The sequence below is a fragment of the Halalkalibacter sp. APA_J-10(15) genome, from assembly GCF_023017105.1.
GTDB lineage: Bacteria > Bacillota > Bacilli > Bacillales > Bacillaceae_D > Halalkalibacter.
This window is the reverse complement of the sequence record NZ_JALKEV010000011.1, coordinates 37,400-64,137: the sequence shown is the minus strand read 5'-3', so window position 1 is coordinate 64,137 and position 26,738 is coordinate 37,400. Positions and strand designations below refer to the sequence as shown.

The window sequence follows — 26,738 nt, the reverse complement described above, 5'->3', positions numbered from 1 at the left end:
CCTCTCCTAGTCCATCATTATCTTAAATCAAGATCAAGCCCTGATTCTTCAATTAATGCTCTTGTATCTTCGAAGTAATTTCCTAGTTCCTTCAACGGCATGTCTTGAACATGCAATTCATTGAATGGTAATGCCGCTTCATACGGTGGATCAAGATCTGGGTTAATTGGAACCTCAAGAGATTCACCGACAAATGCCAATTGATTCTCTGGATTCAGAACCCATTCGATAAATGCTTGAGCATTTTCTGCATTTGGAGCTTCATTTACTAAGCCAACACCAGCTGCATTAGCAATCGCACCCATTTGTCCATCCTCTTGATCTGCATAAATAAATCCTACATTATTATCAGATGGCTCTTCTAATTGCTGATGATAATAGTAATTATTCACAAGCCCAAATGCATGTTCACCTGCGCCAACAGCACGACGGATATCACCATGCCCTTCAAAAATTCCAGCAGCATTATCTTTAATCGCAGTAATCCATTCAGCAGTACGCTCATCGCCCCACTCATAGCGTAGCGCTGAAACGTTTCCAATCATACCACCGTTACCACCACGAGTAATCGCATATCCATTTTCAACATTTGCCCATTCTGGGTCAAATAAATCCTCCATGCTTGTAGGCATTTCATCTTCTGAAATTAAATCCTTGTTATAAATAAATCCTCGTGCTCTTGCTGATAATGCAATCCACGCATTATCATCTGCACGAAACTGTTCATCAATCGTTTCAACACCTTCTGGATCAAAGCCTACTAATAAACCTTGACCATTCAAATACTCTAATGCACCAAGATCATTGGAAATAAAAATGTCAGCTTGTACATTGCCTTGCTCTTCTTCAATTTGTAGTGGATCAGCACCATGTAACGCATTAACAGTTACACCTGTTTCATCTGCAAACTTGTCTAATAACGCTTGTACGAAATTTTCATTACGTGAAGAGTATACTACAAGTTCCCCTGATAATTCTACAGCGACTTCATCACTGTCATCATTTTCATCTTCAACGGGCTGTTCTTCGGCTTGATCATCACCTTCTGTACTTTCTGGCTCTTCATCGTTACCTCCGCAAGCAGCAACAACAAACAGTAACAATACAAGTAAACTAGCAAGTAAAAGCTTTAATCCTTTTTTCATCTTGATCCCCCTAATACATTTTATTCACTTAATTGAAAGTGATTATCAATTTCAATTAATAACATAGACTGAATTATAATTGAGCTTATTTCAATTGTCAATATTTTTTCGCAATATGGTTAACATTCCATACTCCATATAAAATGGCCACTACAAATAGGCAGCCAATCCAAGAACACTAAAAATCCACCTCGTAGTGACCACTTATATTGGGCAAAATAATGATAAACAAACGCCTACGCTTCCACGAGCGCAACTAATTCAGTCTTTATATCAAAAGCGACGACCTGTCCGACTTCGATCTCCTGCTCAATCGGAGCGTATACAACGATAGGCTGGACTTGTTCATTGTCGCCTAATAAGACTTCAACCTCTTGATATTCACCACTATAGGTCACTCGCTCTACACGACCAGAATATCCCCCATTTTCTGCCAATTGACAACCTTCGGGACGAATCGAAACACGCACATTTTCCATAAGCTCCTCACTTTGCTTAGGCAATGTAACACGACCAATATACGTATCAACATGCTTTAAATCAGGACAAAGCGTGCCCACTAACAAGTTCGTTTTACCGACAAATTGAGCAACGAAGCAGTTTTTTGGGCAGCGATACATATCCCTTGGTGTGGCAATTTGTTGGATAACCCCTTCGTTCATCACCACCACTCGATCAGAAACAGCAAATGCATCCTTCTGATCATGTGTGACAATAACAGCTGTTGTGTTCGCTTTTCGTAAAATTGCTGTCACATCATATCTCATTCGCTCACGTAAACCAGCATCTAGGTTGCTGAATGGTTCATCCATTAATACAACATGAGGTTTAGGGGCTAACGCACGGGCAAGAGCCACTCGCTGTTGCTGCCCTCCTGAGAGCTCACTTGGATACCTTTTCGCAAATTCACTTAACCCTACTAGCTCTAACACTTCTTTAACACGCCCCTTCTTGGCACGCGTACTCCATTTATTTAAACCAAATGTTATATTCTTTTCTATCGTTAAGTGGGGAAACAACGCATAGTCTTGAAAGACCATTCCAATTCCACGCTTTTCAGCTGGGACATACGTACGATCACTTACAATATCCTGTCCATCAACCGAAATTGTACCAGATGTGGGATTTTCAAAGCCAGCAAGCATGCGTAACGTTGTTGTTTTCCCACAACCACTCGGACCGAGTAGAGTCAGAATTTCACCCTTTTCAATACTCAGCTCTATATGGTCAACTGCAATATGATCAGACTTCGCATATTGTTTCGTTAATTGGTGTAAGTGAATAAAACTCATTATGTATCTCCCCTGTCCTGTTGTTCCTTCTCTTTGAGAATGAAACTCAATACAAATTGAGTTTAGCACACCTATTGAAAAGACGTCAATGACCACTCAACCATTATTATTGACAAATTCATGTATGTAAGATTTAACCAAATTCAGCTGATTGCATGAGATGTCCTTTGCTTTCTACTTAACATGAAGTGGAGTTCCTTTTTGAGCAACACAAACAGGAGTGTCAAACGAATGACACTCCCAAAAGTAAATTCCCAAAACCTTTATACTTACAAGGCCTTTTTCACTTTTTCCTCTCCTGTTAACTCCTCAGAAAGCTCCTCCATCACTTGAGCTTGATCAGCAGAAGATTCATAATATTCATCAGCAAATGAGTTCTTTGGCTCCTCTAACATGAAATAGCAAATGACAAAGCTGACAAACGCTCCACCAGCTAATATGAAAAAGAATTGTTGTGACGATACAAACGTATAAAGAGTTAAATAAATGGTTGCACCGACGTTTCCATACGCTCCTGACATTCCTGCAATTTGTCCTGTAATTCGCTTCTTAATCATTGGAATGACAGCAAACGTCGCTCCTTCAGCCCCTTGTATAAAGACAGAAGTTAACACAACAACAGCTACAGCTAATACAATAGGCCACGAAGAATCTATGAACCCCATTCCAACTAACCCTAATGAAATACCGAACATATAAATAAGCATAATCTTTCGACGGCTACCCATACGATCCGATAATACACCGCCTAAAGGACGAGCCACTAAATTGATAAATGCGAATGATGCTGCAATTAATCCCGCTGTTGCTGGGGTTAATGAAAACGTAAGCTGAAAGAACATCGGTAGCATTGAAATAATGGCTAATTCTGCTCCAAAGTTAGCAAAATACGTACTATTTAATGCCGCAACATTTTTAAACTTATATTGATCATCCTCAGGCACACCTTTCTTTAATAAGGGTACATTCACTTGAAGAATTTTATACACTTGATAAATAAAGACAAGTCCGATGATGATCCATGTGACATATAAGAACGTTTCACTTAAAAAGCCCATCCCCTCTAGTCGCCAAGCACTTAGAGCCAATGCCCCACCTAAAGGAATCGTCCAAAAAATCAACTGAACCATATCGCCCCAGCTACTTACTTCCATCGCACCAGATTTCTTCGGCTTTAGTAACACTTTTCCTTCTGGCGTATCACGTACTGCAAAATAATAAATAATTCCATAAACAAGACAGAATAACCCTGTAAGTGCTAAGGCATATCTCCAGCCATTATCTCCACCGAACATCGTTAATGCAATCCAAGGTAGAATCATCGCAGCAGCGGCTGAACCAAAGTTCCCCCATCCACCATAAATCCCTTCGGCAAACCCTACATCTTTTGGAGGATACCATTCAGAAACCATTCGTATCCCGATTACAAAGCTCGCTCCAATACTACCGAGAATTAAACGCGATATTGCAATTTGCGCCCACGAATCACCAAAGGCAAACACAAAAGCAGGAATCGACATAATGATCAGTAACCCAGAATAAACGACTCTTGGACCATACTTATCAAGTAATGAACCGATAATAATACGCGCCGGTATCGTTAATGCTACATTTAATATACCGAGTGCCGCAATATGTTCAGGCGTTAACCAATTCAATTCTGCTAACATCGTCGTGGCCATTGGCGCCATATTATACCAAGTAAAGAAAGAAACAAAAAACGCAAACCATGTAAAGTGCAAAACTTTTGTTCTCTCATCTTTAAATTTAAATAAATCCGATACCGTCATCTCTAACTTCATCTCCAATCACATGTTTTTAATTCTAATACCATTAATACATGTTAATAGAGCCCGCGTCTGCAATTGCGATAGAAAACCTTCCAAGCTTTATAAGCCAACGCTTTCATGATAAATACACTGTTATATATTCTTCCAAATTTATTGTTTTTTTATTTTTAAAATAGAGATAATGATGGGAAGTTTATACTTTTCTAGGGAGTGAAACAATTTGTTACTTTTAACAAACAGAAAGAAAGAGGATGACGTCTTGAAACAATTTTCTGAAGGGGATTTAAGTAAAAATATTCCTCAAAGTAAAAATCGTCATGTAAACCTGTTCCAAAAAACGATCCACATGTTTAGGCCCTTTCTCCAAATCACGAAACGATCGAGCAAGGATCTTTACGCGAGGGTAACAGGAGTAGCTCAATCATCGGCTAATTTAGAAGAAGAAGTTAGGACCGTTACTTATACGATGAACGAATTAGCACGAGGCATTCAGCAACAGGCAGACGAAGCTATTACGATATCCGAGCAAATGAATCATGTCCATTCAGCAACAGAAAGACTTATCTCTAAGCACTCGCAAATCCTTCAATCAAGTGAGCAAATTGAGAGCACCGTTGAAACTGGAATCAAACATATGAATGCATCCAGTGAAAAAATGAACTCATTAAAAAGAGAAAGTACAATAGGCTACGAAGAAGCACAAAGTCTGATGAATGCTTCTAAAGATATTACACACATTATTGACCTTATTCAAAAGCTAGCTAAACAAACAAGTCTACTCTCCTTAAATGCCTCAATAGAAGCTTCTCGTGCCGGCGAACGAGGTAACGGCTTTGCGGTTGTCGCTAAGGAAATCGGCGAACTAGCTGATCAATCAAAATCTGCCACAGAAGATATTGAAGCCATTATTAAGTCCTTACAAGATCAAATTACACATTCAAACAATCGAACGATGGCTACTTTATCGCTAGTAGATGATACAACTTCTAGTATTAAACAAACTGAAGAAAGCTTTCATCACATTATGGAAGAAGTGCGACAAATCAAAGTCGATATAAAAGCAGTAGAAAAGGAAGGAGACCATCTTAATAAGAGTACAGAAACGACAAAAGGAGCCCTTCACCAATCAGCGGCAATTAACGAAGAGCTTTCTGCTGCGAGTCAGGAGATACTAGCCTCTACATTAGAGCAACAACAAACCATTGAACGAATGAACATAAATATCCATGAGACAACAAAGGATGTATTTGCTCTATCCGCCGTTACATCCCTTTTTACATTACCTAATGACCAAACAAATAAGCATGAAGTCGAAGCAATATTTAAACAGGCATTAACGATTAGAGGAATGATGGTTACTATGATTGCGTCAACGAATTATGAAGAGGTCGTTTATTGGAAGCGGGAAAAGGAACGAGCTGAGAAGCATTTATATAACCAAATAGAAAAGCTTTCTAACGTCGCCACTAGCGAGAAGTGTACATCAAACATTCAGAGGTTCAACGAATTATGGACAACATTTAATGAGATTACAACAATAAATACGAAATTAATGCTTGAAGGCAATGCTGAACAAGCAAAACAAAATGTAGCTACAATCGGACGAAATCAATTTAACAAAATTGTTCAATTATGTACGAATTGGCTGGCATAAGAAGTGCCAGAGGTCTCCTATACATCAGTGAGAGAATCCTAGATGAGGTTATACAGCGATAATAGCGGAACGAGGAACCGCATCGAGTGGGGTGGAATCCCTTTCACTCGTTGCTCTCGGTCCATTTCTAGCTTTATGCCAGTTAAGAGAACCTCTTTCAAAACTCTCCTACTATGAAACCAGCACACACAACATATTTCACCCTATTCCATAAGCCCGTATTTCTTCTTAAAGCGCATAAGGATTTTCATCCAAATACCACCAAAGACGAGTAAGAAGAGTACGTTGGAGGCTGCGTGCATCGTATCAAACAAAGCACTTCCGAAAAAGTAAGGTACGAGAATCGAGAAATTCCATTCGCCATTAACAAAGATAAGTGATAATACACCCCAAGCATTCATGATCCACCCAAACAAATAGCCCCAAGCAATTGCAAATAATACTTTTCCAAATTTTCTTTTTAGCCAAATATGATTTCTCCATAACCCTGCTGTCAATCCAACTAAGCCCCATGCGAGCATTTGCCATGGCGTCCAAGGACCTTGACCTAATATCATATTAGATGCAAGCGCTGCAACAACTCCGATCATCATCCCACTTTCCGCACCAAACACAAAGCCTGACATCATAATGACGAACGTCGTTGGCTGTACACTTGGTATGCTAGCAAACGGAATACGGCTAACAGCCGCAATCGCAGCAAGAACGGCTAATAATACGAGTTCTCTCGCCTCTAGTTTTCTACGTTCAAATCGAATAATAAAGAGAAGAAGAGCTGATATAATAATGACAAAACTAATCCATAAATAGTGATCAGTCCACAGCAATGAGGCGATAATCACGAAACCTACCATTGTCAGTAAAACGACCCAGGTTAATGTTGATCGAAGCATTGCAAAGCCCTCTCTATCGTCATGACGTCATCTGATTTCCCTCGGAACAACCGTTGGATCATTGTTGTATAAAAGAAATTCCCTTTAAAAAAATCGCTTGGTACACCTTCTGATGTAATTTGACCTTGGAACATCATTCCACACGTCGTTGCATAACGTGAAGCAAACTCAATGTCATGTGTTGTCATAAAGACGGTAATCCCTTTTTTCTTTAGTTCCACTAGCATATCACCTAACCGTATCTTTGAAATCGGATCTAATCCTTTTGTCGGTTCATCTAGTAATAGTAGCTTCGGTTTACGAATTAAAATACAAGCAAGTGCAGCCTTTTGTAGCTCACCACCACTCAGATCATACGGATGGCGATCTTTCAAGTGATCTATTTGCAAAGCCTCTAACAAGGAGTCTGCTTCATCTTGATCCGTTACATTCCATTGTGCCATCACCGCTGCTAACTCTTCCCCGACTGTTTCATGTATAAAGAACAGCTTTGGGTTTTGTGGTAAATAACCAACGATAAAAACAAACTCCTCAGATTGCTTCCATTTCATCAATTGACCATCTAGAGTCAGTTTCCCTTTTTGCGGCTTCAGCAATCCCATTAATACCTTCAATAACGTTGTCTTTCCAGAACCATTTCCCCCAACAAGTGCATAAATTTCCTCTTTATAGATCGCCAATGTTAAACGATGAAGAACGGCCTGATCCTCTTCATATTGAAAGGAGACATCTCGCAATCGGATCATTTCCTCGGCTTCATTTGACGCTACCTCAACCTTTTGATCAATATAAGCATTCCAAAGTTGCTGATCTAACCATAATCGTCCTTCTTTCACAGTAAGAGGAATATGTGGCAATTGTTCATTAACAGTCAAAGCTAGTGAGGGTGTTGTCGGCACAAATGGTTGATAAGAAGACTTCCATAACGTTCTCACAACCTCTTTCGGTGTACCACATTCTACAATAGCTCCTTCTTTCATTGCCACAACTTGATCAGCCAAAGCCAACACATCTTCAAGTCGATGCTCAGCGATAATAATCGTCATACCAAACTCTTCATTTAATTGCACAAGCATTTCTAAAAAATCACGAGCACTCACTGGATCAAGCTGAGCTGTCGGTTCATCAAGCAACAAAATATGAGGCTGCATTAGCAAGATCGAAGCGACATTCACCTGCTGCTTCTGCCCACCAGATAGTTCATGTGTTTTTCTTTTCAATAAATCCTCAGCACCAAGAAAATGCACCATTTCAGCAACACGGTTCCGCATCTCCACTGTCGGTAAGCCGATATTTTCTAAACCGAACACTAGCTCATGTAAAACCTCATCTGCTACAACTTGATTATCGGGATCTTGGAAAACAAAGCCAATATCTTGTTCACTCACTAATTGTTCAATCGATTCCCCCTCTAATAACCGTTCTCCTGTTAACTGACCATGAGGTTGAATCGATGGTTTTAACAGCTTTAGCAGCGTACTCTTCCCACATCCAGAAGGGCCTATTAGCACAACAAAATCTCCTCGTTGAATGTCCACGGAAATTTCATTCAATGCTGGCTTTTCACTATCTGGATAGGTAAAGCAAATGTTGTTTAATTGAATATACGCCATTTAATCATTCCACCCCATTCTAGCCATAAAGGAAATAAGAAATAAAAAATAAACAAACATAATAGAAGCATGTCGCCTCCAACCAATTGAAGCGAATCCATGACTGGATAGATCGTTAAATAGCCCAATCCTACAAGTCGACCAATCATCATAATTGTTAAACTAATTAGAATAAAAGCAACACTCAACGTATCGTATGAATACCAACGAAAGTGAGCATATGAACTTCTTTTCCCTTTTCCAAATGCTCGTGCCTTCATTGAGTCTGCCGTTTGTATCGCTTCTTCCAATGAATAGGTCAGCAAAATTTGCACATAGAGTAGCCCTTTTTTCGCTCTTTCACTCCACTTACCACGAGTGACCGAGACCCCTTTACTATGTTGAACCATGCTAATGTCGTCCAGCCTTCTTTTCATAAGAGGAATAAAACGCAATGTTAGCATTAACAGCAAAGCAAACTGTGGCAGCACACGCCCAAACAAAAACAATAACTTATTTGGCGTCATAACTCGGTTAAATGAAATAAAAAGCACAACTATGCTCATAAGTGAAAATGCAGTAATACCACCGTACAAAAGAGCTTCAAGTGTAATGCGACGATTCGCCCATTCAACTAACACATGTGACCCTCTTTGATTAAAAAAAGGATTAGCCATCACGAAAATGAGCGCTGACAAAAAGATAAATAACACCCAACCACGCACCCCACGAAAACGATCATGCAAATATTCACGAAGTAAAATGGCAAAAAAAGCAGCTAACAAATAATACGGGTGTAGCATAAGCATTAATAACGCAATTGCACCACTATAAAAAAGAAAAGTCGTTAATGGATGTAGTTGTTCAAATCGAAGGTTCATGAGGACAACCTACTGTCATTCTTCTGTATATAACCATTCAACGCGATCTCCTGCCTTTACTATTGTTACACCTGCACTTTGGGTAATACTCGTACCATTTACTTTTGCTACCCAACCGCTCCTCGGCCCATAGTCAAATTCATACACATCGGCAATTCCTCGAACATAAGCAGCTGCGCCTCTCCCCGTGTAATCAACGTAAATATCGGCCGACTTACCGTACTTTGTCAGTATATCCAAAACCGTATCACCATCTGCATATTCTACTTCTCCTTCACCCATTTTCCCACTTGGTCCTTGTATCACAATCGATACTGTTGGCTCAGAGGTAGATGTTGTTTTCTCTTCTTTAGGCTTTGACTCATTTGCTTTCGAAGACGAGCTTTCTTGCTTCTTTTCTTCTTTTGGTTTTGAATTAGAAGACTGATTATTGGATGAATTGGAATGAGAGTTCGATGTGGATCGTTCCTTCTTCTCATTCGTACTAGACTGATGATCACTTGTCTGATTCGTTTCTTTCTTTTCTGTCGATTCATTCGCAAGGTCTTCATTCGAAGAAGAAGATGTCGCCTCAGATTGTTCAATTTCCTTCGACTTACTAGGCAACACCACTTCCGCATCCTCTAGCTGTTCAACTTCTTCTTCTGCGTTACTCTCCTCGTCACCTAGTTCTGCACCTTCATCTTGTTCGATTTCAACATCCTCTATTACTTGTTCTTGATCATGACGATCATCCTGATGCTCTTCTTTATTTCCTGTCCCACAACCTATTAAAATGCCAATAGCCATGAACATGAGCAACAAAATTTGGATCCAACGAATTCTCATCCTCACAACACGCTCCTCTACTATAAGCTGATCTACTCCATACCGAAATGAGACCCCCTATTATGACTTAAAGGGCACTGAAAAAGGGAAAGCAAACCTTTTCAGCGCCCTATGCATAAACAAAAGGGATTATTCTTCCTTCATCATTCCACGACGTTTCGTTATCACAAATGCTATCACACCTATTAGCAATAAAACTAAACCAACCAAAAGAAGATTAAATGTATTCGTTGCCGTATCTGGTAACCGCTCACCTTCATCTGTTGATTCCGATGTGTTATTAGAATCTATTTCTTTTTCATTATTATTAGAAGGTAAAGGGGGCTCTGTTTCTACCTTTTCATAAGGATTAGTTGTTTCCTCTTCCTCAACAACAACATCTTCTAATCCATGCTGAACTTCTCCATCAGCTAAAGGAAGATGATACAAAGATCCTTCCCCATTTACATATAGCTGATAAGCAACAAGAGCACGATAGGCTTGGTCGGTTGAAAATGGATCACTATCAGAACCATAGCCATCCTTCCAATAGAATCCACCATCATCATTTTGGAAGCTCAATAAGTAATCAACAAGCCTCGTACTTTCACTATCACTTGGATCCTCTGGCTGGTTTGGTTCAACCCCAGCTGTCGCAAGCGCAATAATAACTTGAGAAGCAGTCGAGCTATTGTCAATTTGCGAAGCATTTGCTTGGATATAACGTAATGCTTCATTCACACTTTGTTCAACTTCTGTTTGAGATGTATGTGGCGCTAATGCGGTGATGGCCATCGCCGTTGTATCCAAATCAGCTGTACTACTTCCATCCCAAGACCAGCCACCACTTTCATTTTGCGCTTCTAGTAAATATGAAATCATTCGTTCACGATCCCACGCTGCTCCATCTGGTGTTTCAAAGCCAGCACTATCTAACGCAATTAAACCATACACAACACCGTTTAAGCCTTGACGCGTTAATTCACCATTATAAATGGCTTCAACGAGGTTGTATCCTTCAATATTTGTCGGGTTGCCACCTGCTGCTAAAATACCTAACGTCACACGCTCATAATCCGTTATAGTACGAAACTGTCCTTCATTCTCTCTTAACGTCTCTTTCACTTGATCTAAATAGCTACTCGGCACTTCTTTTCTTGCCTGTCTTAATGCTATTGCATTCCAATCACCGATTGTTCCAGCAAGAATATAATCAGTTGCTGAATCGATCGCACTTTGAATGACTTCTGGATCAACTCGTTCAGTCTCAGAACCTTCTTCTGTTACAGGATCCTCTTCTTCAGACCCGCTGTCAGCATCTCCGCCTTCATCTTCCGATTCATTCTCAATGAAGACAAAGGAAATCAGGTCTCCATTTGTCAACACGTAGTCACTAGCACCGACTTGCGAAGACTCATCATTAACGACTAATGACCAATAATCAGGATACTCTGCCTTTAAACCATTAATTCCTGTAATAAAATTCCCAAAATCATATACGTCATACTCTAAATTGTCCTTACCGATGACTACCTTAATTAAATCAAAGGCTGTTGCCCCTTCAATAAATCCAAAACTGTCATCATAAGCTTGAACTTCTTCAATTCCTACAATTTCAAGTTCAGCACTATCACTTTCAGCTGTCCAGTCAACTAGTTTAAATGTTAGAATGTCATCTTCATCGACTAAAAAGCTATCTGCGCCTGTTTGTGCTGAGATTCGATTGACATAAAATGCCCAGAAATAGTTTCCTTCTGCCTGCACACCATTAATTGTATGAATAAATTTCCCGTATTGGCCATCATCATATCCAACATTCTCCTCACCGACAGCACGCACGAGTAAGTCAAACGCCGTATCTCCCTCTTCAACCTCATACTCACTAACATCAACCGTAACAATCTGATCACTCTCTTCTAATTGCTGATCCGATGCTTCCTCAGCAAATACCGCCGTATTGACACTTCCAAAGAACAGTGAAAACACAAGCAACACTGCCATCATCTGATGCATCCATTTTTTCATTTTTGTTCCTCCTCATTTTCTATCTATCCATTAAAAAAAGCCCCTCTAACTGAGAAGGAGCTAAAATGTTAAGAGATTAATAGCATCATATACTATACATTCTTAACACCCCTTCTATCCGCGTAGAACATGGTGCTGGCAAAACAGGCAGGTTTCCTGGCTTATGGTCATCGCTTCCTACGTCTTCCCATCTTCATATGAGACAGTGACAATAGTAGGTTGCTCTCATTTACAGTGGCGGGACCGCGTTGGTTTCTCACCAACTTCCCTATTAAACTAGCATTTAATAAATGCTAGCACCTGTTTGATTAACTATGAACTTATCGAAGTAATTATACTCGAACTCACTCTAGTAATCAATATGAAAAAATGTGTAGCATTGTTTTATAAAAACCTGACACATTTCTTCTCAAAAACAAGCCTACCTTTTAAGGTAAGCTTTAGCCTGTCGACAAGGTCTCGCATTTGATTAGTAGTCAGGGTGTGGCTCTTCAACCTCGCTCCCGGGATGGGGGCACGCTTTCCGCAGGAGGGCGTTGAACTAACCGGCTGCGCCGGTGGATTTCAACCTGCCCTTTCCTCCTGCAGGAGTCGGCCCTCCCATCCCGTCCGCTTTTTATGATGAATACTATGATTGTTACATATGTCCGGAAGATCAGCTTCTTCCATATCAGACAACAAACCGAGAAGGGTATCGAGAGTACATATCTAATTCATCTATTTGCCAGACATGACCTGTCTTACACCCATGCACCAAGAGTAAAAGTCATCAAAAGCTGGTTCTACGTCACATTTGGCAAGATGCCTTGGATGAAGACGAACACCTAAGACATTCAGATTTAAACAAAGAGATCTACGCAAAACGTAAAGAAACGATTGAACGTGTCTTTGCAGGTTTGAAACAAAAGCATGGTTTGCGTTGGACCAATATGAAAGAAAAAAAAACTCAATGCAGGCGATGCTTGTTTTTGCTGCCATGAACCTAAAAAAAATTAACCAACTGACACTGGAGAAACACACGTCCTCCAGTGTCACCAACAATAAACAGACGAAATAACGTAGAAACGGCTTTGAGAATCATTTCTCAAAGCCGTTTTGTCTACGGTTTGAAGCCTACCTCTTAAGGTAAGCTTGTTTCTCCCATTAAATACTTATCGCATTCACGTGCTGCTTCTCTTCCTTCATTAATCGCCCAAACGATCAAACTTTGGCCTCGGCGCATATCACCTGCCGCAAATAAACCGTCAATATTCGTTCGGTAAGTACCATATTCTGCCTTTACATTTGATCGATTGTTTAATTGAACATTGGCTTCTGTCAGAAATTCAGTCTCCGGACCGCTAAATCCAATGGCAAGTAACACTAATTGGGCAGGCCAACGCTTTTCTGTCCCAGGTAATTCTTTCCTTATTTTCTTGCCTTCTGCATTCATAAATGTTTCCACTTCAACAGTCTCAACAAATGCAACTTGACCTTGATCATCGCCTATAAATCGCTTCGTCATGACGGCATAAGCGCGTGGATCTTCACCTAATACTGCAGCTGCTTCCTTATGTCCATATTCAACTCGATGAATGACGGGCCATTGTGGCCATGGATTATCGGGCTCGCGCTCGGTCCCTTTCTTTGGATATATATCAAACTGAGTTAGACTCCGGCACCCATGACGAACGGATGTCGCTAAACAATCTGTTCCTGTATCCCCACCGCCAATTACGATGACATCTTTATCCTTGGCCGAAATGTATACACCATCTTCATGACCAGAATCTAATAGACTCTTCGTATTCGTATGCAAGAAGTCCATCGCAAAATGAATCCCTTCTAAACCTCTTCCTTCCACTTCTATGTCACGATGCTTCGCCGCTCCGCCACATAAAATGACCGCATCAAAGTCTGAATGTAGCTTTTTTAGTGGATAATCCTTCCCTATTTCCGTATTCGGTTGAAACATGATTCCTTCTGCTTGTAAGATGTTCACTCGTCGCTCAATTACTTGATAAGGAAGCTTCATTTCCGGAATTCCATACGTCAGTAATCCACCAATTCGGTCATGCCTTTCGTAGACCGTTACTAGATGCCCTGCCTTGTTTAATTGGGCAGCTGCAGCTAATCCCGCTGGACCCGATCCGACAATGGCGACCTTTTTACCAGTCCGATCAGTTGGTGGTGTAGGCTTAACCCAGCCTTCCTTAAAGCCACGTTCAACAATCGCTAATTCGACTGATCGAATCGCCACAGGCGGTTCATTGATCCCTAGTACACACGCCCCTTCACACGGTGCAGGACACGCCATACCCGTAAACTCTGGGAAATTGTTACGTTCATGTTCACGCTCTAACGCTTCCTTCCACTGCCCTTGATAGACGAGATCATTCCACTCAGGAATGAGATGATGAACCGGACAACCTGTTGTCATACCGTTTAACATCATTCCTGTATGACACGTAGGCACTCCACAGTCCATGCAACGTGCTCCCTGCTGCTGGAGCTCCTGCTCTTGATGACGCAGTGTATAATCATCCCAATCCTTCACTCGCTCTTTCGGATCACGTTCAGGTAATGGCTTTCTAGTATAATCAATAAATCCTGTTGGTTTACCCATTGTTCACGTCACCATCCTTCACAAAATCGACGGCCGCTTTACTTTCTTCAAAAGCCGCTAAAGCCGCTTTATATGAGTCATACCCTTTCTCTTTAAATCGATCAATCCTCTTCTTCATCACCATATAATCACGTGGAATCACACGAACAAACTGCTTGGATATCTTACCCCAATTTTTCAGTACTTCTTTGCCTCGCTCACTTTTCGTGTAATATATATGTCTTTCGATCATCACTTGAATATCACTAATTTCTTCTTCACTAGCATGCTCAATAACGACTAGCTCTTGATTGCAGCGTTTCGCAAATTTCTGATCGTAATCGAGCACATAAGCGACTCCACCAGACATACCAGCTGCAAAATTCTTACCTGTTTCACCTAAAACAACGACTTTCCCACCGGTCATATATTCACACCCGTGATCACCAACCCCTTCAACAACGACGTTAGCACCACTATTTCTTACACAGAAGCGTTCACCTGCTATTCCATTCACGTAAGCCTCTCCTGCTGTTGCCCCGTAGAAGGCAACATTGCCAATAATGATGTTATCGGCAGCAACAAATGTAGACCTTTTAGAAGGACGTACAATTAGTTTCCCACCAGACAATCCTTTTCCGAAGAAATCGTTCGCATCGCCAACTAAGCGCATCGATAGCCCTCTTGGAATAAACGCACCAAAGCTTTGTCCAGCTGAGCCAATTAATGTTAGTTTAATTGTATCTTCAGCTAACCCTTCTATTCCGTACCTTTTTGTAATCTCGCTGCCGAGCATTGTGCCAGCAACACGGTTAATATTACGTATCGACAATGTCGACTCTACTTTTTCTTTTCGCTCTAATGCAGCTTCACAACGAGGAATTAATTCTTGCTGATCTAACGTCTTATCTAATCCGTGTACTTGCTCAATCGTTGCGTATCGACTTACTGATTGTACCTCTTCCGGTTGATATAATAATGGGGACAAATCAATCCCTTTTGCTTTCCAATGCTCAATCGCTTGATTGCTCTCTAGCAAATCTGTCCTCCCGATCAACTCATCCATCGTTCGAATACCCAATTGAGCCATATATTCTCGTACCTCTTGCGCAATGAACGTCATAAAATGAACGACATGCTCTGGTGTACCGATAAATTTCTTTCGCAAGCTAGGATCTTGTGTTGCAACTCCGACTGGACACGTATTCAAATGACATACTCTCATTAGAATACAACCTAAAACAACGAGTGGCGCTGTTGAAAAGCCATATTCTTCCGCTCCTAGCAATGCCGCAATCACGACATCCCGTCCCGTCATCATCTTTCCATCTGTTTCTACGACAATTCGATCTCGGAGCTTATTTAATAAAAGTGTTTGATGTGTTTCGGCAAGTCCAATCTCCCAAGGTAAACCAGCATGCTTCAAGCTCGTCCTTGGCGCAGCACCTGTTCCTCCATCGTAGCCACTAATTAATACTAAATCCGCTCTTCCTTTAGCCACCCCAGCCGCAATCGTTCCAACACCTCCACCAGAGACTAGCTTTACACTAACTCTCGCCTTCGGATTAGCATTTTTCAAATTGTGAATAAGCTCAGCTAAATCCTCAATCGAATAAATATCATGATGAGGTGGAGGTGAAATTAAGTCGACACTTGGTGTTGAACCACGAACTTCAGCAATCCAAGGATATACTTTAGAACCAGGTAAATGTCCGCCCTCTCCTGGTTTAGCGCCTTGTGCCATTTTAATTTGAATTTCATCAGCATTTAGTAAATAATAGCTGTTTACTCCAAATCGACCGGATGCCACTTGCTTGATCGCACTTCGCCGTAAATCACCGTTTGGATCAGCAATAAAACGTTCAGGCGACTCTCCACCTTCACCCGAATTGCTTTTTCCTCCTAATCGATTCATCGCAATCGCTAATGCTTCATGAGCTTCTTCACTAATTGAGCCATAGGACATTGCACCTGTTTTAAAGCGTTTCACAATCTGTTCGACTGACTCTACCTCATCAATCGCAATCGATTTTGTTTTTTTAAATAATAATAAGCCACGAATCGATTGTAAGTTATGGTTTGTGTCATTTAACAATGACGTATATTGTTTAAACAACGAATAATCATTGGTCCGACATGCTTGCTGCAATAGATGAATCGTTTGTGGATTATATTGATGATCCTCTCCTTCTTGTCTCCATTGAAAATCATCTCCAGATTCAAGGCGCAGCCTCCCACTACGGTTAGAATGAAATGCCTGTCGATGCTTGAGCCTCATTTCCTCAGCCATCCTATCTAAATTAATTCCATCAATACTTGAATACGTTCCCGTGAAATATTGATCGAGAACAGTCTGATCAACTCCAACTGCTTCAAACACTTGAGCACCTTGATAGCTTTGCAATGTGGAAATACCCATCTTTGACATAATCTTCACAATTCCACTCGTTGCTGCTTGACAAAATGTATCCACCGCCTGCACCTCATCAATCCCACGAATATCCCCTTGTTCAATAAGGGAGCGGATTGTATCAAAGGCCAAATACGGAAAGACAACCTCAGCACCAAACCCTAGCAATGTTGCGAAATGATGAACCTCACGTGGCTCTGCGGATTCAAGTAATATACTGACTTTCGCGCGAAGACCAGCACGAATTAAATAATGATGCAAGCCTGAAACAGCCAAAAGCGGTGGAATCGAATACGAATCTTTATTCACACCACGATCAGAAAGAATGACTAACTCAGTTCCACCCTTGATTGAGGACGCCACTTTTTTGCATAATTCATCTACATAAACCGCTATTTTCGATTGACCCTCCATCGGAACACGAATCGAGAAAATCTCTGTTTTAAATGAACTGTTTGTTAGTTGTCTCCATACCTTTTCCGTTGCGATCGGACTATTGATTTGAATTTTCTTGCAGCTTTCCTCAGTTGGTTGAATGATATTTCGTTCCGGCCCAATTGTCGTTACAACGGACGTAATTAATTTCTCTCTTATTGCATCAATCGGTGGATTCGTCACTTGAGCAAACTTTTGCTTGAAATACGTATACAACGGCATCGGCTTTTTTGACAATAACGCAAGTGGTGAATCATAGCCCATTGAACCAACAGGATCCTTCCCGTCTGTCACCATTGGTTTTATTAATTTATTAATCTCTTCAATTGTATAGCCAAAGGCCACCTGCAAGCGAACTAAATCATCACCAGTCATGGGATCATTGCTTTTCTTATTTGGAGAAAGCATATGTAACGGAATAAGATGTTGATCAAGCCACTTCTTATACGGGTACTGATTGGCATACGTTTTCTTTAGCTTTTCATCTGGAACAATTGTCTTTTTCTCAAGGTCAACTAACAGCATCTTTCCCGGTAGTAGTCTTCCTTTGTATTCAATCTCTTCAGCTGTTATATCTAGAGCTCCTACTTCTGAACCAAGAACAATCATGCCATCCTTTGTCACATAATAACGAGCTGGTCGTAACCCATTTCGATCAAGACATGCACCAATTTGGCCTCCATCTGTGTACACAACAGCTGCCGGTCCATCCCAAGGCTCCATTAAGCAACTATGATATTCATAAAAAGCTTTCTTCTCTTCTGAAATGAGTTCATGGTTCCATGGCTCTGGAATCATCATCATCGCAGTATGAGCAAGGGAACGACCCGATAAATGAAAAAACTCAAAAGCATTATCAAACATTGATGAATCACTTCCGCTCTCATCAATAACTGGAAACAGTTGAGCATATTCTCGCTCAGAAAATAGCTCTGACTGACATAGCGCTTCTCGCGCCTTCATCGCAAGGACATTGCCTTTAATCGTATTAAACTCGCCATTATGAATCGTCATCCGATTAGGGTGAGCTCTTTCCCAGCTTGGAAACGTATTTGTACTAAATCGCGAATGGACGAGTGCTAATGCTGATTGATAATCACGGTGATTCAAATCAATATAGAAGGAATCAAGCTGTTCTGGAATTAGCATGCCCTTATACACGATCGTTTTTGAAGAAAAACTACAGATGTATAACCCATCTCTATGAATTGAATCTGCTTGTAGGCACGCCTTTTCAATTCGTTTTCGAATAACATAAAGCTTGCGCTCAAACTCACTTTGATCATGGATTTCTTTACTAGGCTTTACAAAAACTTGTCTAATATATGGCTTAGACTTCTTGGCTAGGTCACCAACAAATGAATCATTAACTGGTACGGTTCGCCAGCCTAGTAATTGTAGCCCCTCTTCTTCAATCATAGTAGACACAGTTGTCTCTGCTTGCTTACGAACAGCAGGGTCATTTGGTAAGAAGAGCATTCCTACCCCATAAGCGCCTTCTTTATCCGGGAGGTAGATATCTTCTTTCTCACATTGCTTCACAAACAGTTTATGAGGAATTTGCGTTAAAATCCCCGCACCATCCCCCGTACTAATATCTGCGGATTGCCCTCCACGATGCTCTAAATTACACAGGATCGTAATAGCGTACTCAATAATATCATGTGTTTGTTTTCCATCAATATTAGCTACCATCCCAATCCCACACGCTTCATGCTCTTCACTCGGTCGGTACAAGCCTTTACGTTGCCTCGAAGCTTCACTCGGTCGGTACAAGCCTTTACGTTGCCTCGAAGCTTCACTCATTTTAATCACCTCTTCCACTTTCCAATAACTGTTATACATGTAAACAGTCTTATAGTATGCAAAATAAAGTGATTTATCCCCACATGATAGATTACATTGACATATAAGAAAAACAGAGATAGCGACTTAAAGCTACCTTAATTAAATGATTAAGGATTTTATAAATAAAAGGAAGTGAAAAAGTCGATTTTGCAGGGCGCTGAAAAAGTGCGATTTTCACTTTTTCAGTGCCTTTAAGTAATGTGCGTAGCCGTTGCCCGATTATGAAAGCCTTGAAATGAGTGGGTTTCTCATAGCAAGGCGCGCAACGAGCGGAGCCATTACTCTTCTTTGAGTTACTAGAAAGGACTTTTTCAGTGGACTTCGATTTTGCACTTTTTCACTTCCCTCAATAAACCAACGCCTTAACATTTCAGTGTCCTTCATTAAATACGACTTAACTCTCTTAATGATTTCATTACGTAAGAGAGCAGCTCTGGAATATCACTCATATGACGTTCATTTAGCTTCCGATCAAACCGAACTGTTATTTGATTTAAATATGTCCGTTCTTCTCGATGAAAAGTGAACTGAACCGATTGTTCAATCGGCAACCGTGATTGCCATATGTCCTGAAGAATCTGCTCAATTTGTACACATTGAGTATCTATATCTGATAGTTCCATATACAACCGTACGATTAATGAACAACCGACTTCACCTTCAATCTCTAATAACTCTGTTGCAGAATCTAATAAAGATGCACGTAAGCAAACTTCAGCCTTGATGGAAGGGACATCGTTTAATTGGAATTGTATATGGCATATTCGTTCCATTGTCGCAAGATCAACCCTATCTGAGCGATCAACAATTTCTATTACCTGATCGATATTATCTAAATCATACAGTTGATTTTCAAACGCTACTTTTAAGTTTTCATAGTGAGTAGGATGCATACACTCTTCACCTCCCGAACTTTATTTATCTCATTCATTGCAGCAGGTACTCTACTTCACTTACTGAAATAGGCTTACTATAATAAAAACCTTGAACGAGATCGCACTTTTCATTCTTCAACCATCGTACTTGCTCCTCAGTTTCAACCCCTTCAACGAGAACTCCTAATTTCAAGTTATGACCTAGCTGGATCATGGATCGTAGGATTGCTTCTCCGTTCGAATCATTTTGTAGTTGAATAAATGACCGATCAATCTTTAATACGTCGACTGGAAGCTCCTTCAAGTGTCTAAACGAAGAATAGCCAGTTCCAAAATCATCAATGGATAGCTTTATTCCTTCTTCTCGTAATCGTATGAGTTTTTCAATAATGTGGTTTTCATATGTCAATGACCAGGATTCCGTCATTTCTAATTCGAGATATTTGGGGTTCATTTCCGTTCTTGACACAATCTTCATAACTCGTTCTACAAAATCCTCACTAACAAGCTGCAACGGAGAAATATTCACAGCAACCGAAAATGGCTTTAGTCCCTGCTCCATCCATTTCTTCCATTGAAAACATGCTTCCTCTAACACCCAATCGCCTATTTGAATGATAAGTCCTGTTTCTTCTGCAACTGGAATAAAGTGAGCAGGGCTTCTCATACCTAATAATGGATGCTCCCAACGAATAAGTGCTTCTACCCCTTCTAATTCCTCTCCCTTATCACTTAGTTTGTATTTAGGCTGGTACAATAAGTAAAATTGTCTTTCTTCTATGGCCTCCATTAACCCTTTTTCTATATCAATTCGTTCATTTAACTTTAAACGAATCGAATCATCAAAGACCACTATTTGATTCTTCCTCTGTTTTTTCGCTTCATACATAGCTAAATCAGCAAATTGTAATAATTCTGATGCTGTCGTCGCACTATGAGGATATTGACTAATTCCCGCACTTAACGTCACAGTAATTTTCGTTCGATCAATTGTAAATGTGTCACCAATGATATCAATTAAATTACATGACACTTCTTCAAAGTGACTAGCACGTTCGTCAATTAGTAAAATGACAAATTCATCCCCACCAACTCTAGCTAATAGATCTTCAGCCTTTAAGGATTGTTGTAACCGTTTAGCAACTTCCTGTAATAATAGATCTCCTGCTGCATGACCTAATGTATCATTAGTAAACTTCAGCCGATCAAGATCAATGAATATGCAAGTCAACTCTCGTTTCTCTTGAACGAATGATTCTAACTTTTGCTCTAATCGATACCGATTAGGTAGCTTCGTTAACGTATCATGATAGGCCATATGCTCCACTAATTCTTCTGAACGCTTTCTCTCCGTCATATCTCTGAAAAACCATAGCGATTGGTTAAGATCTTCTCCTTTAATCTCATGTCTCTTCACCTCGATAATGTACGAACCTACTTTAATATATGTTTCCTTTAAAAATGGAAATCCCGCCATTAATTCTTGATGATATTTATGAAGATTACGCATATTGCGAGACAATCCAGCCTTTTGAAACAATTGATAAAAGGCCTCATTCGCATGTAAAATAACATTTCCTGTTTCTGTAATAACAATCCCTTCATCAGCTGAATCTAATAATGTCCCTTGGAGTACACCCTGCTTCCGCAAAACTCGATCGAGAACAATAGAGAAAAAAAACAAGACGAAAAGAAGGAGCGTAACGATTACTACAAGAATCGTTAACACTTCCCTGTTGAACATACCCTCATTAGAGATCATATCCGCACCATCTATGTAAAAATAAGAAGCTTCCATACCTGAATAATGCATTCCGGTAATTGCAATAGCCATTAACAAAGAAAAAAGCACCTTCAAATTCCACTTCATCCCTCTAATAGCATATGGTGAGAAGAATCCCACCCATAAAGCCGTCATCGAAGCAATCACAGCTATAACCACTGATACACCGACCAATAGAATGTTATAGGATATCGTGACAGGCTGTATCGCTTCCATTCCGATATAATGCATCATGGCAATTCCACTTCCCATAATGAATCCTGCTAACAATAATTGAACATAATGTGTACCATGATAAGATACTATGTAATAACCAGCTGTACAGCCCACAATTGCCGCTACGACCGAGACGACGACCACAGACGGATCATAATAGATCATTTCAGGTAAACGAAATGCGAGCATAGCAATAAAATGCATTGACCATATCCCAATTCCTAGTATGCTACCACCAGCAAGAAGCCATATCTTCCTTGCTGACCCATGTGTCATTCTCACCCTCCCAGCTAAATCAATAGACGCATACGCTGCCAATCCAGCAATTAAATATGATAATAGAACGAATTCAAAGTCATGCTGTCCGTGCAATTGAATTTCACCTGTCATATGTCACCTCATGTTTGTTTATCATTGCTCGTCAAAATGAATAGAATAACCTAACACTCCTTCTTATATGTTAACATTTCACTCCTATGGAAATAGATTTTATTATATAAGATAACGAGATATAAAGCATCTAGAAGAGCTACACTCTCATAGATGCTTCGTTTTCTACTACATCGTGAATTCCTTAATCTGCTCTTGTAGCTCAACAGCCATGGAACTTAACTCTTCTGCAGTTTTAGCGACAACGTTCATAGATGCAAGAGTCTGCTCAGAAGTAGCAGCCACCGTATCCGTCCCCTCAGTCATTGACTGTGAAATCGTTGAAAATTCATTTATCGCCGCCATCAAATCCTCACCCTTTTCATTCATAAATTGCGTAATTGTTGTCACTTCAGAAATTCTCTCATCGACTTGCTCATTGATTTGTTCAATTTGATCAAATAACTGCTTCATCTCACCCATTGAAACTAGACCAACTTGAACATCCGCTTGTACTCTTTCCATTGATGACACTGTCGAGCTCGTATCCCCTTGAATTTCACCGATCATTTCCTTCACTCTCACTGCTGACTGACCGGATTGTTCAGCAAGCTTACGAACTTCATTCGCTACTACCGCAAACCCTTTTCCATGTTCCCCTGCACGTGCAGCTTCAATGGAAGCATTCAATGCAAGTAAATTTGTCTGCTCACTTATATCTGTCATCGTGCTAATGATTTCATTAATTTCACTCGAACGCTCCTCGAGACGACGGATCATCACCATCGATTGACCTACCGATTCTGACATTCCTGTAATTTGGCCAGAGGTTTGATCCATCTTATTCTTTCCTTCTTTGGAGATATGAACGGATTCATGAGATTGCGACTTTAAATCATCCGTAGCTATAACGACTTCCTTCAAGCCTTTCTGTTGCCCTTGAACAACCTCTAAACTAAGATCTGCTCTATTTTTCACCTTTTCAGCTAATGTCGAAAGCTCTTGGATTTCATAGGCTGTATGCTCACTCGTCGACGCATTTTCTTCGGCACTTGCCGTTAATTCTTCAGAGGAAGAGGTTACTTGCGAAGACGACTCGGCAATGTGACTAATCATATTTTTAAGCTTCACTTGCATTTGATTAATAGAATGCGCCAGTAAAGCAATCTCAGTCTGTCCTTTTTCATCGAGTTCATCTCCACTTAAATCACCCGCAGCAATTTTTTCGGCAGCCACTCTTACGAGGTCAATTTTCTTCGTCAATTTCTTCATCACAACATACAAAATAGTCGAAGCAACTACTGTTATCACAGCTCCAATGATGAATGCTGCCCATGCAAATAAATGAACAGACTCATAGAACTCCTCACTATATGCTGCTACTCCATACATCCAGCCCCATTCATCATAGAACGTCACATACGCATGCTTCTCACGTGGAAAATCCTCTCCCTCATTCATCCACATGTATGTATAATAGCGATCATCCGGATTGGACTGTCCAGCAGCTTCAATCAGCCCTTGGATCATATAGTTTCCATCTGAATCCTGCGCATTGTACAAATTCGTACCTTCATTGCCATGTGGATGCAATACCGTTGTACCATCATCTAAAAAGCCATAGAAGTACCCATCATCCCCATAAGTAAAAGAAACGGATTGGTAATCTCTGTATGGCTGGCCGGATTCGTTCATACTAACTATTTCACCTGATAATTTCACTCTCGCTTGTTCTTGTGCTTCATCTAACGTAATCAAGCCTGCATCGACTTGATCTTGCAACGTTTCCATTAATGAACCGGCTGCATCAACTAAATTCCTTAAATCTTGCTGACCAGCTTCCGTTAATTGAGTTTTTGCAATTTGATAGCTTGAAACACCTAATAACCCAACTGAAACAACCATAATACTTGCCATAATAAGAAAGATTCGATTTGCTAATTGGTTCGTCCACTTTCGTTTTTGCTTTGCCATCATACCACTCCCCCAGTACGCCTCTTATTATTGTTTATCATGATATAAAATTACGCTTTTATCTTGATAAGCTCATAAAGACTACCCATTCGTCTTCATTCGACTTGTTTTTACAATGAAAACGTTTTATATTCTATATATCGACAAGTATAAGTAGTTTATTAACAAAATGCTTCGTTTTTCACATAAAAAAAGGTGCCTTAAAGACACCTCAGACCGTAGGCAAACACCTTTGAAAAATGACTCTCAAAGGTGTTTTTTACGTTACTTTTTCTATTTTCTGTTGATGACACTGAAGGATAGGTGTTCCGTTAGTGCAAGTTGGCAAATTTTTCAAGGTTCATGGCAACAAAAACAAGCATAGCCTGCATACAAAACATTCTGCAAAGTGCACCATAAAACTAGCTCTTTAAATTATTTTAATTCCTAGTCCAGAACGATCTTTTTCTTGTCTTTTTGCTTCATCAATTTCTTTGAAATCATAGGAGCAAATTGAAAGAGTAATATACCAATCATCGCTGAAATGAGTATAAAGATACTGCTAAAGGCTTGTATCATTCCAGTTGCTAGTGTAGCGATAATAATCGAGAATTCTCCTCTTTGTGTGAGCGAAAAGCCCGCTCTTAAGGCAACTTTTTTTGACAATCCATACCATTGCCCTCCAAAATAACCAACAATCAGCTTAGCTATAATTGACCATACAACTAACGTGATCAAAAGTGGAACCATCGGTATCCCTTCGCTAAAGGTGATCGTTGTACCAAAGTATAAAAAGAACAGAGGTAATAATAGATCGCGTGCTCGAAAGACTAGCTCTTCTAACTCATGTGTTCGTCTAGCTTCAGCTAACATTATTCCGGCAAGGAAAGCTCCTAACACCTCAGATAAATCCAAATACAGCGCTAAACCACCATATGCTAGAGCTAATCCAATGACAAATAGAAGGAAAACCTCATGATTCATATAGCGATCAAATACCGGCCCCAGTTTACTAAATAGAAAGCGTCCTAATATAAGAGCACCAGCAATTAATGCGAACACTTTAATAAATAATAACGACATAGAAGAATATGTAATAGCGGTACCAGCTGTTAAACCAACAAGAATCGCAACGAGAATCGGTGCAACTAAATCTTCAAATATGAGAAGCCCCAGCATAAACTCTGATTCTGGATTAGCCATTCTTTTAGAACTTTCAAGCATTTTAGCCGTAATCGAGGAGCTTGTTGCGTACGCAACTCCACCAATGATTAAAGAAGGTATAACCTCTAGCCCCATTAATAGGCAAATCGCAACTGTAACACCAAAACATAAAATTACGTCTAATACTCCTGCAGACATTACTTTTTTCGCAACATTTAGTAATTGTTTAATAGGAAACTCCATTCCAAGCATAAAGAATAGTAGAACAATCCCAATTTCACCAGCGAGATGCAACAAATGTGTATCCGTTATATAGCTAGCAACGACAATTCCCGCCAAAATATAGAAAACGACATTAGGAACCTTCAGCTTCAAGCCCACAAAACCTGCAACAAATAATATAAGAAGTAACAGACCTGCTGCTAATAATTCTGGAAACCCCATGTTATTGTTCCTTTCCTTCACAAATTAATTCAAATTCATCGACCGCGCTCTTCTTCCCGACAATCATAATTGTATCGCCTCGTTCAATTAGATCATCCTCTGCTAAATCGACGATAAAGTCATCCCCCTTAAAAATACCGATAATAGTCCCACCTAGTGGAACTAACTTTTTTACCTCATAGAACTTCATCCCGACTACTTTGGACTTTTTTGGAACGTCTACCCATTCAACAATGACATCTTTTCGAGCCATCTTTAACTTCTCAAGCTTGTCACTTTCTAATGGATTAAATGTAGCACCGAGTAATTGCGCACCTATTTGCTTCGTTTCTTCAGAAGATAAATTAAAAGTAAAAATCGCCTCGTCATCATCACGGTTCTCAAAAAAATACAGCTCTCGTTTCCCAGTATAATGTATAATGATAGCCATCATTTGATCGTCACCATTAATAAAGGTAATTTTCTTTCCGACACCTGGCAAATTAGACATATTCATTTCCATTCCAATCACTCTCCCTCATCTCTCTTTTATTCCTTGTATAAATATGATTTATTATACAACGATCTAATTGACTTCT

The 26,738-nt window shown here is 40.1% G+C and carries 16 protein-coding genes, 1 pseudogene and 1 riboswitch; of the genes and pseudogenes, 2 read left to right on the top strand and 15 right to left on the bottom strand.

What is annotated here, in order from left to right:
- Positions 1 to 17: 17 nt before the first annotated feature.
- The 3 genes from MW695_RS13665 to MW695_RS13655 form a co-directional block, all read right to left on the bottom strand.
- Positions 18 to 1,145 carry an extracellular solute-binding protein gene (locus MW695_RS13665; protein ID WP_247105915.1) on the bottom strand — a complete coding sequence of 376 codons (1,128 nt, stop codon included), beginning with the start codon at positions 1,143 to 1,145 and terminating at the stop codon, positions 18 to 20.
- A gap of 236 nt (positions 1,146 to 1,381) precedes the next feature.
- A complete protein-coding gene (locus tag MW695_RS13660) occupies positions 1,382 to 2,437 on the bottom strand; it encodes an ABC transporter ATP-binding protein (protein WP_247105914.1) in 1,056 nt (351 codons plus the stop codon).
- A 269-nt stretch (positions 2,438 to 2,706) separates the two neighbouring features.
- Positions 2,707 to 4,227, bottom strand: a complete 1,521-nt coding sequence (locus MW695_RS13655) for a NarK family nitrate/nitrite MFS transporter (RefSeq protein ID WP_247106010.1) — start codon at positions 4,225 to 4,227, stop codon at positions 2,707 to 2,709.
- A gap of 259 nt (positions 4,228 to 4,486) precedes the next feature.
- On the opposite strand from MW695_RS13655, the gene MW695_RS13650 reads away from it, so the two are divergent.
- Positions 4,487 to 5,881 (top strand): methyl-accepting chemotaxis protein, encoded by a 1,395-nt coding sequence (locus tag MW695_RS13650; RefSeq protein ID WP_247105913.1) that lies wholly within the window; start codon positions 4,487 to 4,489, stop codon positions 5,879 to 5,881.
- Positions 5,882 to 6,084: 203 nt separating this feature from the next.
- On the opposite strand, the gene MW695_RS13645 is transcribed toward MW695_RS13650, so the two are convergent.
- The 5 genes from MW695_RS13645 to MW695_RS13625 all read right to left on the bottom strand — a co-directional run bounded on the left by MW695_RS13645 (position 6,085) and on the right by MW695_RS13625 (position 12,079).
- The gene (locus tag MW695_RS13645; protein ID WP_247105912.1) at positions 6,085 to 6,774 is read right to left on the bottom strand and encodes an ECF transporter S component; all 690 of its coding nucleotides are present in this window, start codon (positions 6,772 to 6,774) and stop codon (positions 6,085 to 6,087) included.
- On the bottom strand, positions 6,756 to 8,387 hold the full coding sequence (locus MW695_RS13640) for an ABC transporter ATP-binding protein (protein WP_247105911.1): 1,632 nt from the start codon (positions 8,385 to 8,387) through the stop codon (positions 6,756 to 6,758). The genes MW695_RS13645 and MW695_RS13640 overlap by 19 nt, the downstream gene beginning before the upstream one ends.
- Positions 8,369 to 9,247, bottom strand: a complete 879-nt coding sequence (locus MW695_RS13635) for an energy-coupling factor transporter transmembrane component T (protein ID WP_247105910.1) — start codon at positions 9,245 to 9,247, stop codon at positions 8,369 to 8,371. Before MW695_RS13635 ends, MW695_RS13640 begins: the two co-directional genes overlap by 19 nt.
- A 15-nt stretch (positions 9,248 to 9,262) precedes the next feature.
- Positions 9,263 to 10,075: a DUF4430 domain-containing protein gene (locus tag MW695_RS13630; protein WP_247105909.1), complete on the bottom strand. Its 813-nt coding sequence runs from the start codon at positions 10,073 to 10,075 to the stop codon at positions 9,263 to 9,265.
- 129 nt (positions 10,076 to 10,204) lie between these two features.
- Positions 10,205 to 12,079, bottom strand: coding sequence for a DUF4430 domain-containing protein (locus tag MW695_RS13625; RefSeq protein WP_247105908.1), 1,875 nt, complete (start codon positions 12,077 to 12,079; stop codon positions 10,205 to 10,207).
- 129 nt (positions 12,080 to 12,208) lie between these two features.
- A riboswitch (cobalamin riboswitch) is annotated at positions 12,209 to 12,398 on the bottom strand.
- 298 nt (positions 12,399 to 12,696) lie between these two features.
- Here MW695_RS13625 and MW695_RS13620 point away from each other — a divergent pair.
- A pseudogene (locus MW695_RS13620) lies at positions 12,697 to 13,208 on the top strand (transposase); the annotation flags it as partial.
- On the opposite strand, the gene MW695_RS13615 reads toward MW695_RS13620, so the two are convergent.
- The 7 genes from MW695_RS13615 to MW695_RS13585 form a co-directional block, all read right to left on the bottom strand.
- Positions 13,200 to 14,684 carry a glutamate synthase subunit beta gene (locus tag MW695_RS13615; RefSeq protein WP_247105907.1) on the bottom strand — a complete coding sequence of 495 codons (1,485 nt, stop codon included), beginning with the start codon at positions 14,682 to 14,684 and terminating at the stop codon, positions 13,200 to 13,202. The pseudogene MW695_RS13620 and the gene MW695_RS13615 overlap by 9 nt on opposite strands.
- Positions 14,677 to 19,353, bottom strand: coding sequence for a glutamate synthase large subunit (gene gltB, locus MW695_RS13610; RefSeq protein ID WP_247105906.1), 4,677 nt, complete (start codon positions 19,351 to 19,353; stop codon positions 14,677 to 14,679). The genes MW695_RS13615 and gltB overlap by 8 nt, the downstream gene beginning before the upstream one ends.
- A gap of 386 nt (positions 19,354 to 19,739) precedes the next feature.
- Positions 19,740 to 20,249, bottom strand: coding sequence for a hypothetical protein (locus MW695_RS13605; RefSeq protein ID WP_247105905.1), 510 nt, complete (start codon positions 20,247 to 20,249; stop codon positions 19,740 to 19,742).
- Between the two features lie 34 nt (positions 20,250 to 20,283).
- On the bottom strand, positions 20,284 to 22,620 hold the full coding sequence (locus tag MW695_RS13600; RefSeq protein WP_247105904.1) for an EAL domain-containing protein: 2,337 nt from the start codon (positions 22,618 to 22,620) through the stop codon (positions 20,284 to 20,286).
- Between the two features lie 168 nt (positions 22,621 to 22,788).
- A complete protein-coding gene (locus tag MW695_RS13595) occupies positions 22,789 to 24,573 on the bottom strand; it encodes a methyl-accepting chemotaxis protein (RefSeq protein WP_247105903.1) in 1,785 nt (594 codons plus the stop codon).
- 426 nt (positions 24,574 to 24,999) lie between these two features.
- Complete coding sequence (locus tag MW695_RS13590; protein WP_247105902.1) at positions 25,000 to 26,160, bottom strand: cation:proton antiporter; 1,161 nt, start codon at positions 26,158 to 26,160, stop codon at positions 25,000 to 25,002.
- Between the two features lies 1 nt (position 26,161).
- Positions 26,162 to 26,662, bottom strand: a complete 501-nt coding sequence (locus MW695_RS13585) for a TrkA C-terminal domain-containing protein (protein WP_247105901.1) — start codon at positions 26,660 to 26,662, stop codon at positions 26,162 to 26,164.
- Positions 26,663 to 26,738 lie beyond the last annotated feature (76 nt).